Source organism: Nostoc sp. NOS(2021) (assembly GCF_017115025.1).
GTDB lineage: Bacteria > Cyanobacteriota > Cyanobacteriia > Cyanobacteriales > Nostocaceae > Nostoc.
The window spans coordinates 1-12,662 of sequence record NZ_JABXKM010000343.1; the positions used below are offsets into that span (position 1 = coordinate 1).

General features: G+C 40.6%; 10 protein-coding genes and 1 tRNA gene. 7 read left to right on the forward strand and 4 right to left on the reverse strand.

What is annotated here, in order from left to right; translation table 11 throughout:
• Window positions 1-40: 40 nt before the first annotated feature.
• Window positions 41-946 carry a tRNA (adenosine(37)-N6)-dimethylallyltransferase MiaA gene (miaA, locus tag HWQ41_RS33535; protein ID WP_292772503.1) on the forward strand — a complete coding sequence of 302 codons (906 nt, stop codon included), beginning with the start codon at window positions 41-43 and terminating at the stop codon, window positions 944-946.
• Between the two features lie 57 nt (window positions 947-1,003).
• On the opposite strand, the gene HWQ41_RS33540 is transcribed toward miaA, so the two are convergent.
• From HWQ41_RS33540 to HWQ41_RS33555, 4 genes are all read right to left on the reverse strand, one after another.
• Window positions 1,004-1,750 (reverse strand): DUF874 family protein, encoded by a 747-nt coding sequence (locus HWQ41_RS33540; protein WP_292772505.1) that lies wholly within the window; start codon window positions 1,748-1,750, stop codon window positions 1,004-1,006.
• A gap of 29 nt (window positions 1,751-1,779) precedes the next feature.
• Window positions 1,780-3,366 carry a transporter substrate-binding domain-containing protein gene (locus tag HWQ41_RS33545; protein ID WP_292772507.1) on the reverse strand — a complete coding sequence of 529 codons (1,587 nt, stop codon included), beginning with the start codon at window positions 3,364-3,366 and terminating at the stop codon, window positions 1,780-1,782.
• Between the two features lie 625 nt (window positions 3,367-3,991).
• The gene (locus HWQ41_RS33550) at window positions 3,992-4,294 is read right to left on the reverse strand and encodes a type II toxin-antitoxin system VapC family toxin (RefSeq protein WP_292772509.1); all 303 of its coding nucleotides are present in this window, start codon (window positions 4,292-4,294) and stop codon (window positions 3,992-3,994) included.
• Entirely contained in the window at window positions 4,291-4,527 is a 237-nt protein-coding gene (locus tag HWQ41_RS33555; RefSeq protein ID WP_292772511.1) for a DUF2281 domain-containing protein, read from the reverse strand. The genes HWQ41_RS33550 and HWQ41_RS33555 overlap by 4 nt, the downstream gene beginning before the upstream one ends.
• A gap of 261 nt (window positions 4,528-4,788) precedes the next feature.
• Between HWQ41_RS33555 and glcD the strand changes: the two genes are divergently transcribed.
• From glcD to HWQ41_RS33585, 6 genes are all read left to right on the forward strand, one after another.
• Complete coding sequence (glcD, locus tag HWQ41_RS33560; RefSeq protein ID WP_292772513.1) at window positions 4,789-6,261, forward strand: glycolate oxidase subunit GlcD; 1,473 nt, start codon at window positions 4,789-4,791, stop codon at window positions 6,259-6,261.
• Between the two features lie 351 nt (window positions 6,262-6,612).
• Window positions 6,613-7,851 carry a glycoside hydrolase family 10 protein gene (locus HWQ41_RS33565; RefSeq protein ID WP_292772515.1) on the forward strand — a complete coding sequence of 413 codons (1,239 nt, stop codon included), beginning with the start codon at window positions 6,613-6,615 and terminating at the stop codon, window positions 7,849-7,851.
• Window positions 7,851-8,414 (forward strand): hypothetical protein, encoded by a 564-nt coding sequence (locus tag HWQ41_RS33570; protein ID WP_292772517.1) that lies wholly within the window; start codon window positions 7,851-7,853, stop codon window positions 8,412-8,414. The genes HWQ41_RS33565 and HWQ41_RS33570 overlap by 1 nt, the downstream gene beginning before the upstream one ends.
• Before the next feature lie 358 nt (window positions 8,415-8,772).
• Window positions 8,773-11,022 carry a GAF domain-containing protein gene (locus HWQ41_RS33575; RefSeq protein WP_292772519.1) on the forward strand — a complete coding sequence of 750 codons (2,250 nt, stop codon included), beginning with the start codon at window positions 8,773-8,775 and terminating at the stop codon, window positions 11,020-11,022.
• 63 nt (window positions 11,023-11,085) lie between these two features.
• Window positions 11,086-11,157 (forward strand) — tRNA-Lys (locus HWQ41_RS33580).
• 679 nt (window positions 11,158-11,836) lie between these two features.
• Window positions 11,837-12,283, forward strand: a complete 447-nt coding sequence (locus tag HWQ41_RS33585) for a DUF29 domain-containing protein (RefSeq protein WP_292772521.1) — start codon at window positions 11,837-11,839, stop codon at window positions 12,281-12,283.
• Window positions 12,284-12,662: the final 379 nt, after the last annotated feature.

Consider the following 12,662-nt stretch of genomic DNA (forward strand, 5'->3'; position numbering starts at 1 on the left):
AGCAGGGGGAGAATGACTAATGACTAATGACTAATGACTAATGACTAAATTAATTGTGATTTGTGGGGCGACGGCAGCAGGTAAGTCGGGTTTGGCTTTGGCTTTGGCGATGCGGTTGGGTTCTGTAATTCTCAGTGCTGATTCTCGTCAAGTTTACCGTGAGTTTGATATTGGGACGGCAAAACCAAGTGTAGCTGAACAAAAATTGGTGCCGCACTATTTAATAGATATCTGCGATCCAACAGACATGATGACAGTAGCAGACTACCAGGAACAAACACAAGCCTTAATTGCTTCTCTTAGCGTTACATCACTGTTACTAGTTGGTGGCACTGGTTTATACATCCGTTCCATTGTCCAAGGGATGAAAATTCCTAGAGTTGCACCGCAAATAGAATTGCGATCGCAGCTTGAATCTCTTGGTCAATCTCAACTATACGCAATGTTACAACAAGTTGATCCAGTTGCTGTACAAAAGATTCATGCTAATGACTCCGTGCGGACTTTACGAGGATTAGAAGTATATTATGTCACTGGAAAACCAATTTCAGAACAGCAAGGGGAGAATCCACCAAATTATCCAATTTTGCAAATTGGCTTAGATTGCCATGTTGACAAGTTGGGCGCTCGGATTAAACAGCGTACTGAACAAATGATCGCAAATGGTTTCGTTGCTGAGGTGGAGTACCTTTGTCAGAAATATGGCGCTGATTTGTCTTTATTGAATACTTTGGGCTATCAAGAAATAAAGCAATATTTGGCTGGGGATATTTCTTTAGATGAAGCGAAAGAATTAACAATTTTGCATACGCGACAATTTGCCAAGCGACAACGTACTTGGTTTCGAGCATATCCACAAATTGAATGGTTTGATGCCGATAATCCTGATTTATTAGAGAAGGTTTGGCATCGGATAAATGAGTTTATCAGTTGCACAAGTTCGTGAGATTTTTTTTGCTCATGCAAAGACGCAAAGTTTGTTTGCGTCTTTACAGCGAGTGTCCTATAGAGTGTCGGGATCTACGCCCAGAGCACGTAGCCTATCTGCTAGTAATTGGGTGCGTTGTTTTGCTTGTTCAGCACGTTGTCGTTCCTGTTCAGCACGTTGTCGTTCCTGTTCGGCGCGTTGTCGTTCCTGTTCGGCGCGTTCATCTCCAGTCAGCAAAACAGTACCATCTTGGTAGCACCAGCGTAACCAAGTATCCTGTCTATCTTCAAATTTGCCTTCCCACAAAGTTACGCCTAAACCAACTTGTTCTAACCAATTTTCTGAAGTTTCAAAGTAGCGCCTTCCTCTGAGTTCATAAACGCGCAGTAGTTTTTCTCCTAATTGCTGATTTGGGTCATATACGATGTAGTAACTAGCCCGCATATGTTCATAAATTTGCAGCTTTTTGCCCAGTTCATCACCTTCTTTATTAGAGACAATTTCGAGGACGACTTCTGGAGGTTTGCCAAAACGCCAAACCATATAACAACGATTTTGTTTTTCCCACCAATTTTCAGGCACTTGCACATCGAAGCTGAGAAAAACGTCGGGTACAATTGCCGGTTGACCGTCTGTATGGTAAATTCCGACATTGGCTGCTGCTAAAAAAGTCTGCTGCTGTAGAGTACTGTAAAGAGAGCCAATTAAAAGGCGTTTCTGTTTGGAAGTAGCAAAATTATCTAAAGTGTCATTTTCAGTGATTAACTGGTTAGCATCTGGCACATAGTAATCATCATCATTGATTAAAAGTTGCTCAACCATGACTTTATCCAGTATTTAAGAATGTAATCCTACTCTTCCTTCTGCCATTCTTTTACAACGGCTATTGCAACGTTAAGGTAAGGATTATCAAGCAACTCTTCCAGTGCCTTCTCCCCTCCAGCTTTTAAAGCTCTCACAATCCTACTTCTTTGCTCTGGAGAAATTTCATAAGAGACTATCTTTTGTTTTTCCACTTCAGTAGCATTAGGTTGATTTTTCTCAACTTTTTCTAAAATTCGCTGTATGTCTTTTGCAAATTGAGATAAATCTTGCTTTTGTTCTGATGTATATTGAACAAATTGTTGAGTGTTTGTATTTGTATTTGTACCCTGATTACCAACAGTGATATTGGAATTGTTCTGGTCAAAATTGTTAGTATTGCTCATATTCCCTCTTCTAGTCTTAGACTGATTATTCGCGTTATGGAGATAAACATTAATATTAGGTGATGAAGTCCCTACTTTATCATCCAGATTTTTGGAAGTTAGAGGATAATAATTTTCTCTTCTCTTATCTTCTCTTTCTAGTTTGTTATTGTTTAGATTTTGATAGCTTTTAAGCAATAAAAATACACCCACAAGAGTAATTAGTAGAGCCAAGATAAAAACTATTTTTCTCCAGGGGTCTGGACTGGACGGAGGATTTTGGTTTGGACTGGGTTTAGGAGTAACGATGCTTGAATTAGGCGCAGGAGCAACCTTATCGCTGTTATAGTTCAAATCATTTTTAATAAAATATTGAAAATCTGGATTGTTTAATATTTTAAGCTTTGTGCTGCCAAAAGGTTTGATTTCAGCTTCTCTCAGCAAAAGATTTATCGCTTCCAATAGCCACTTATTTTTAGCTTCATCTGCATGATAGACCACGACTCCATATTCTTCATTACTTATCAGCCCAGGTTTAATAGAATATTTTTCTGCCCCTGCTTGTTCATTTAATTTTTTTAAAAACCCCGTCAAAATCATTTCATCAGCAAAATATGCATTTACTTCACCTCTTGTTAACCTATTTATTCCATCCTCAGTATTTTCTAAAAGTACAATTTTTTTATCTTCTAATGAAGGGTACGCTGTTTTTACTATATCTCTGGTTGTTGTTGCATAGGGGAGACCGATTTTTAGTGTTTTAAACTCATTTCCCGGAGAAAGCTTTTGCATATCTTTCTTCAATAGTAAAGCCGTTGCACCTGTCCAACCAAAAGGTTCAGAAAATTCACCATGTAGATTTTTACGGATTGTTTCTCTCCGTTTTTGGGTTATGGTGTTAGGACCGCACTCAGCATCAAGTTTTTTTATATTATTGCTTCCTTTACCTTTGAAACGATCCTCGTCTCTTACCATCTGTACTATCACTATATTCAGAGAAAATCTTTTCTCCAAAGTTTTTATTAAGGCAGAACAGTAACCTTTCTCACTTACGGCTTGATCGTCAAAATAACTAATAGGAGCAGATGTTTTAAGAAGACCAAAATAGTATGTTTTCGGCTGATTTCCTTGTACCTCATTACCACTAGTTTTTGCCGTTTGTGTTAAAGCAGTAGAATTAAATAACAAAATTACTACTGTTATCAGTATGACTAATAAATAGTTCAGCTTCCTGTCATAATTCAGCTTCATAGTGGGCGTTGAAGAGAAATAAAGTTTGTAATAACCTTACCAATCCCCTCATGGGATTGAATTGATTCCCCAAAAATACTTAGGAAAATATGCAATTATGCTGAAAAAGCGACTTCTCACATTTACAGTAAAACTACGTAAAAACCAATAGTTTCGTAAAAATTTCGTAAAAATATGGTTTTTTTGTAAATATATTCACTATATTATCGTGAGTGACAAGATAAATTTTACTTGAGTTCCCCTTAATTTATCCGAAACACTCAAGTTTATGCTCATTAGTGCTGAATCAATACAGCATAAGCTCGGTTTGGCTGAGAGCCTTAGCAAAGTTTGTCTCAAGAGCATAAGCCAGCAATTAACAGGATACTAAGTTTCATTACCGTTCAACCCAACCTGTCTATGAGAAGTGCGATACCCAGAAGGCGTTAAATTTCGTTCCATACTCAAATCATGCGATCGCACTTACTCTACATCAAATGCGTAGACGCGCAGTGGCTTGTCGTTAGATATGGCTTTTTCTGCCTATCGAATCTGTATTCTTACTCCCATATCCTTTGAACTGGATATACATCAAAGACAGCATCTATACTTAACAAAGGCATCTTTTCAACTATTGCCTGAGCGATTATAATTCGGTCAAAAGGGTCGCGGTGATGGCTTGTAAAGCTTCTAAAGCATAGATATGAGTCAATTCAATAGGTAATATTTGTAGATTGTTCACTCGCTGTTGAGTTTCGATGAAATTAGGAAGCGACGAGCTTAAATTTAGCTTACCAAGCTGAGATTTTATTTGTAATTCCCAAACACTAGCTATGCTAATTACCCACAAGTTGTTAGTATCAATTAATAAATTTCCAACTCTTTGGGATAGTTTTTCTGGGTTTCCTGCTGACCAAATAATTACGTGAGTATCTAATAACAGTTTCATCCCTCACTTTCACCTAACCAAAATTCATCAGGTAAAGGATCATTAAAATCATCACTTATCCAAATCTTACCTTGGTTTAAACCTAGTACCCGTTTCTGGGGTGGTTGTTGGGGTTGAGCATATTTTTGTGCAAGAAATTCTACAAAATCTAGCACCTGTTGTTGCTGTTCGGGTGCTAGGGTTTGCAGCTTTGCAATTAGTTTTGAGGTGGAATCTAAAACTTGGTAAGTCATTTCACTCTCTGCTGTTAAATGTCTGACTCTATGTTACTTTAGCCTCACAATTAACAGAATATGGGATTTTACCATCATTCAACGGACTTGTTAAGAGACATCGCACCTTCCATCGCACTTACTCTACATCAAACACGTAAACGCAAAGCGGCTTGTCGTCAGACATCGCATTTTACTTACTCTTAGCTGCTATTCTTGCAACAATAGTAATTACAGCTATATTAACCAGTCTGCAACATCTACCTTGAACTTTGAAAAACTATGCTTACCCAAGATAAAAAACAACTTAACTGGAAACCCATCATCAAAGCATTCGAGGCTGTCCTTGGCAAAAATGGTGTGGTGCAACGCCGCGAAGAACTTATTACCTATGAATGCGATGGTTTAACTGGCTATCGCCAACGTCCGGCGGTGGTGGTTTTACCCAGAACTACAGAACAAGTTGCCAAAGTGGTGAAGATATGCAACCAATATTCTATCCCCTTCATCGCACGCGGTTCTGGCACTGGTCTATCTGGCGGCGCTTTACCAGTGATAGACTCTGTTTTAATTGTCACTTCCTTAATGCGGCAAATCCTCAGCATTGATTTGGAAAATCAACGGGCAATTGTACAACCAGGGGTGATTAATAGTTGGGTAACGCAAGCTGTTAGTGGTGCTGGATTTTACTACGCTCCTGACCCTTCCAGTCAAATTATCTGCTCTATTGGGGGCAACATTGCCGAAAATTCTGGCGGCGTACATTGTCTCAAATATGGCGTTACTACTAACCACGTTTTGGGATTAAAAATTGTCACGCCGTCAGGGGAAATTATCGATTTAGGCGGACAAATTCCAGAAATGCCTGGTTATGATTTAACAGGTGTGTTTGTTGGTTCTGAAGGCACATTAGGAATTGCCACAGAAATTACTTTGCGAATTCTCAAAAGTCCAGAATCAATCTGTGTGCTGTTAGCAGATTTTACTAGCATTGAAGCTGCTGGGGCAACTGTTTCTGATATCATCAGCGCCGGAATTATTCCTGGTGGTATGGAAATGATGGATAACTTCAGCATCAATGCAGTTGAAGATGTTGTAGCAACTAATTGTTATCCCCGCGATGCTACTGCTATTTTACTAATAGAAATTGACGGTTTAGAAGTGGAAGTTGCAGGGAATAAGCAGCGAATTACCGAAATTTGTAAAAAAAATGGTGCGCGGAATGTCACTTCTGCTACTGACCCAGAAACCCGATTGAAATTATGGAAAGGACGCAAAGCGGCTTTTGCTGCGGCTGGACATTTAAGCCCAGATTATTATGTACAAGATGGTGTAATTCCTCGTACTCAGTTGCCTTATGTTCTGCACGAGATTGAGACATTAAGTAAACAATATGGTTATCGTGTTGCTAATGTATTTCATGCTGGCGATGGCAATCTTCATCCGCTAATTCTTTATGATAATTCTGTGCCTGGAGCATTAGAGCAAGTAGAAGAAATGGGTGGAAAAATTCTCAACCTTTGTGTCCAAGTCGGTGGTAGTATTTCTGGCGAACATGGCATTGGTGCAGAGAAAAAGTGCTATATGCCACAGATGTTTAGCCAAGTTGATTTAGAAACTATGCAATGGGTACGGCAAGTTTTTAATCCTAAAGGGTTAGCAAATCCTGAAAAGATATTCCCCACTCCACGAACTTGTGGAGAAGCGGCAAATGCATCGGCACTCAAGCAATTTGAAGGCGTGGAAAGATTTTAATTTTCCGCAAAGGTGCATTCGCAGTTCCTCTTGTTCCCTGGCAGAGCCAGGGAATGCACTTATAGAAGGCTCTGCCTCAAGTTACGTAGTATAGGAGGCGGAGCCTCAATGAGGGGCATTCCCAGCCGGAGACTGGGAACGAGAGTTTAGGGGGTGTGCTTAATGTGGGAAAATCACGCACATCATGGACTGTTGTATATCACAGAATTAAAAATAGCGAGAATTGTCTGCTAAGGCACATTTATTAATTTACATCTTGGCATAAAATCATCATTTGTTTACATCATCCGGAAGATTACAACTTTATTTTGTAGTTATATATATTCCGATCGCACTAGGTCATGCTTACAAATGAATCGGGTTGCTCGCCGTGGTGTTTCTTACTTACTGTGTTTGGGATTAGTAGTCGCTTTAACAGTTTTTTCATTCTCTTCACTGCCCGTTTATTCCCAAAAAATAAGTCCTTTAACTACAGAAATTCGCGGCGTTTGGCTGACTAATGTTGCTAGTGGTGTACTATTTGTACCTTGGGGTATTAACCGTGCTTTAAATCAATTATCGGCTCTCAACTTTAATACAATTTATCCTGTAGTTTGGAACCGAGGACATACTTTTTATAAAAGTGCTGTAGCTAAAATGACTACAGGTTCGGATACTCAACCTTTCCTGAACTTCATGCACGGTGGACAGGATGTTTTAGCAAAGATAGTGACACTTGCTAAAAAGAAAGATTTGAGAGTTATCCCCTGGTTTGAATACGGGTTCATGACGCCGCATTATTCACAATTAGCAAGGCGTTATCCCGACTGGTTAACAATTGGGCAAGAAGGTATCAACTCTATCCAAGATGCCCCACCGGAAGAAATTGACAATGTTTTGGTGAGTAAACAGGCTTGGTTGAATCCCTTACATCCGCAAGTGCAAGAGTTTATCCAAGGGTTAATTTTAGAAGTAGTCAGAGATTACGATGTGGATGGTATTCAGCTTGACGACCATTTTGGGATGCCTGTACAGTTTGGCTACGATCGCTTCACTATTCAACTCTACCAGCAAGAACATCAAGGCAAAAGTCCCCCTGGTGACCCTTTTAACTCAGAATGGATGCGTTGGCGGGCAGACAAAATTACTGATTTCATGGCAGAAATCTATCAAGCTGTCAAGGCGGTTAAACCCAAAGTCAAAATATCTTTGTCTCCTAACTATCAAGCTTTTGCCTACAAATACTATTTGCAAGATTGGGAAAATTGGGTAAAAAAAGGTTTAGTTAATGAGTTAGTTTTGCAGGTATATCGAAATGACAAAAACTCTTTTATCGCTCAACTAGAACTTCCATCTGTGAAATTGGCTCAAAGTTTAATTCCTGTAGAAATTGGTATATCAACGGGAACGATGGGTAATCCTGTGAAAATGGCACAAGTTAAAGAACAGGTTCAGGTAGTGCGCGATCGCAATTTTGATGGTATCTCCTTTTTCTATTGGGAGAGTCTGTGGGGTTACATTGTACCTGAATCACCGCAACAGCGACGCAAAGCTTTTTTTGAGATGTTTAATGCTAAAACTGTCCGACTATTACAACCAAAGAAACTTTGATGCCATTCGCGCCGGAAAATACTAGATTTAGCTTGACATTGCTGTGGACTTTGGCTACTTTTAGCGGTTTTTTATTAAGTTTACTCTTCATTGAAGTCGGCGAAAAGCCAGATATTGGGGTAGTAGAAGCAGCTATCGGCGGATTTGCGATCGCACTTCCTCAAGGCTGTCTTCTCAAAGAACCGATATTTTGTATCAGGTGGATTTTGTCAAGTCTTTTGGGTTGGAGTATAATCACTGCGATCGGTATTGGTGCCGTGGGTTGGATTGTACCTAGCACTCAAATTCTTCCCCTGAGAATCCTGTCTGGGGTGATTTATGGTGCGCTTGGCGGCTTGGGGATTGGATTGGCACAATGGTTGGCAATTCCCCAGCCGATGGCGTGGCGATGGATATTTGTCTCTTCAGCAAGTTGGGCTGTTGCTGTCCCCGTGGGTTCTGCTGTCGGGATGATCTTGCACCGCTTGACACAGTTATTCTTCGGCGAAGTCATGGGATTAGCCATCACTTGGCTGCTGGTTGGTATCCTCACAGGAATGAATGCTCACAAATTGCGATTATAACTTCCCACTCCCTTTCTCAGATATATTAAACAAAAACTTATTAAGAATTATAAAGTTAATTGATGTATAATGATGCTTGTACTGAGATATATGCAAGAATCTTAAGAAACTGTTAAAAATAAATTTCAGTAAGTTTGCCCTAACCTGCAAATGTATTTTCGCCTTCAAAAAGCAGGATTTGTGAAGCTGACTCCTACTTAGCTTTCCTAGATTTCTGATCAGAAGTAGAGAAAGATCCAAATTTCCATGAGCAACAGCTGACAAGACTTTGCTATAGGCGCTAAAGTGCATCTACTACAAGCATAACGACAAGAGAGCGCCTAGAAGAGTCAGAGTAATACCAGACAGGGACTCTCGCATGAATATAAATCCAGTGGAATCAACTATAGAGTTGACAAAATTATCACCTCCTCAGATTCTCTTTGGCACAGAAGTAGATGAGAAAAGCAGTAGCGAGCAGTTTCTAGTGAGCATGTACGATTCTGTGCAGGCATCAATATTTGTAGTCGATGTGCTGGAGGACGGAGACTTTCGGTATGTGGCATTAAATCCCACTCATGAGCGGTGGATGGGTATTCGCTCAGACGATCTCCGGGGCAAAAAACCAGAGGATATTCTCTCTCCCATCGATGCTGCTAAGGTGCGTCAGCATTATTCTGACTGCGTGCGATTTGGCAAAACTATTTCTTACGAACAATGTTTGCAATTCCAGGGAATTCCGACTTGGTGGAGTACGACTCTCACCCCACTAAAGGATGCTAACTCTAGGATTTATCGACTGATTGGTACTAGTAGCAATATCATCCCTGTGAAGCAAGCAGAACAAGCAGTTGGACTTCAGGTTGAACGAGAGCAACTCCTAGAAGCGATCGCCGGACGGATTCACCAATCTGTAGAATTAGAGACAATTATCCAGAAGTCCACCAAAGAACTGCGGCAGTTTTTGAATTGCGATCGCGTGCTAATTTATCGCTTCGAGACTGATGGCAGTGGGGTAGTCATTGCCGAATCAAGTGTGGCTGCCAGCGATCGACTATTGGGAAAAAACATCACCGATCCCTGCTTCAGTCGCAAACATCGAGAACATTACGGACGAGGTTGCATTCAAGTTGTCGAAGATATTTATACAGCCGGGTTGCATCCTTGCCATATAGATTTTCTGGCATCTTTGCAGGTGAGAGCTAATCTAGTCGTGCCGATTTTCCTAGAGCAAGATATGTGGGGGCTATTAATTGCCCAGCATTGCCACGAACCGCGTCAATGGCAGCAAACAGAAACCGATTTGCTTAAGCAGTTGGCAACTCAAATCGGCATTGCTGTGCAACAGGCAGAACTTCATCGGCAGATCAAGGATCTCAAAGCCAAGATGGAGTTACAAAAACAGAAGCAGATCGATCAGTTGCAGCAGGTGCGAAACTTTCAAGCTTTGGTGCGACGCATGACAGAACAAATCTGCGACAGTCTGGATGAAACTCAGGTGTTGCAGACACTCACCCAGGAATTAGCACAGTTACTGAACCTTGATCGTTGCCAAATCGAACTCTATAGCACCTGCCAAACTCTGGTTACTATTACCTACGGGTACAGCAAGAATCTACCCCAGTGTCAAGGATTGACCAGACAGATTGCAGACCGTCTGGAAGTTTATCTGCCCCTATTGCAAAAACAACCATTGCAATTTTTGGAAATTGTACCGGGATGGCAACCAAAGTTGTTGGTTATGTCCCAGATGGCTTGTCCAATTTTTGATACTCAAGGGATTTTGGGAAATATTTGGTTGACAAGACCGACACAAGAGGCTTTTGATGAATTTGAAATCGAGCTAGTGCAGCAGGTAGCAAATGAATGTGCGATCGCCATTCGTCAAGCCCAGCTTTACCAACAAACCCAGGCACAGGTAAAAGAACTAGAAAAACGCGATCGGCTCAAAAACCAGTTTCTCAGAAGCCTGTCCCAAGAACTGCGGACACCAATAACTAGCATCAGCCTTGCAGTCCAAACTCTCGAAAGTGTACTCACACCAGCGGAGATGTCTAATATAGAAATAGTTCCGCAACTCTTGCAGATTCTGCATAACGAGTGTGGGCGAGAAAGCAAGTTAATTAACGACCTACTCACACTCACATATCTCGAAGCCGAACCCGCTCCCCCAACTTTGATTGCCATTGACTTACAAAGCTGGCTTCACCCCATTGTCGAGTCTTTTCGAGACCTCACCAACTGCCAGCGACAACAGTTAAATATGAGCGTTGATCGTGCGCTGCCGCCCTTGGAGACAGATATCACTGATTTGGAGCGGATTGTTACCGAACTGCTCAACCATGCCTGCAAATACACCCCAGCAGGCGAATACATCACAGTCTCTGCTCACCTAACAGGGGATACAGTAGAGCTTAATATCACCAATTCGGGAATAGAGCTTACCAGCAATGAACTGTCACGGATATTTGAGCCTTTCTATCATCTTTCCAAACATGATCCTTGGAAACATAGCGGTACTGGATTGGAATTGGCATTAGTGCAGAAAATGGTCAGACATTTAGGCGGCTCAATTTATGTAAAGAGTGCAGCAGGTCAAACTACCTTCACCGTCAAATTCCCCTTTTAATTCCTTTTTTGGGCGCGGCACTAGCAAATCTGTCAGAAGTTGTGCTATGATTCTTAATTGTGCGGGTGACTAGCTCAACGGTAGAGCAGTAGACTCTTAATCTATTGGTTGCGGGTTCAAATCCCTCGTCACCCACTTTTTAAGTATTTTCAAAATTTCTATTAAGCTTGGCATCAGCATAATTTTGCGACTCGTGCGATCCGAAGCTAAAAAAAAATCCTTTTCACAGAATTTAAATACTGTTGCTGCAACCTTATAAATAAAATTCCCGTTTTTACCACAGCTTGGGCATTCGTTACGAACAAAGCAGCAGATGTTAGGAATTAAGTTGCTGTATTTACCACAGCTGATCTATTTGTAGCAAACGCTTATGTTGTCGTTACCACAGCTTAAGTAAAACTTATCAATATACTTGTTGTCGTTACCACAGCTTGTCTATTTGTGACAAACGCTTATGTTGTCGTTACCACAGCTTAAGCAAAACTTATCAATATACTTGTTGTCGTTACCGCAGCTTGTCTATTTGTGGCAAACGCTGATGTTGTCGTTACCATAGCTTAAATAAAACTTATCAATGAAGAGTACAAAATACTTACTTGCCCTAAAACGGCGCTGGCAACGATGAGGCTATTCTAAAACGATAGCAAATAGCGATGTCTACGACGGGCTACGCCTACGCCCAATTTGACTGCATACTGAAGCGTTTCTAGCGAGACGGGCAATATTTTACAGCCTCATCCCAATTCTTCAATTATATTTTGTTAAACCCTTCGGTTAAACTATTGCTAAAGCACTCTAAAACTCTTAATTCATTATGACTCAATCACCAGTAAAAACTCTCTATGTAACAGACTTTGCATTGTGGATTGAGCAGACTATCAATAGCTTAAAATGCCAAGATTATAGCAATGTAGACTGGGAAAACTTAATTGAGGAGATAGAAGGATTGGGGAGGAGAGATAGACGCGAATTAGAAAGTCGTTTGACAACTATATTTGAACACGCCTTAAAACGGAATTATGTAAATTTACCAGAATGTTATGGCGGTTGGGAAGCAACAATTAGCCGCACACAACAGGAATTAAGTCGTATTCTTCGAGATTCCCCTAGTTTGCGTAATTATTTCTTAACTATATGTGATGAATGTTATCAAAATGCAGATAAAAACGTGAGTAAGGAATATGAAACAAAATTTCCTGATGATTGTCCTTTTCCTCATGATGTAGAAACATTATTGAATGAAAGTTTTTGGTGTTGTTAAAAATCGCCTTTGCGGATTTTGCCCAAACCTTATTGATAACTTGTGTATTAATAAGTAGGTTTTCTTGACTTGTAACGTTTGTGGCTATTTGTTGCTTTTGTATTGCATTTGGCTGGCTGGGGTTCAAAATGAAACGATCAAGCCAAATATTGGAATCAATAAAGCATCGTGTCGAATCATCAGCGTTCATTTGCTTCCTCTGTGGTGAGTGGTTTGAAACCTGCTATCTATAGCGCTTCTCGGTTGAGTGCAATACAGACCTAACAAGAACAGCCCCAACCCTTGTAGCGTTGGGGAGTAAGATTCAAAGCCTCTCTCTTTTTAGGCTATCCATTAGTCACATCTTTCTTAACATTGCGGAAAAGAAGTCAGGGAGAGG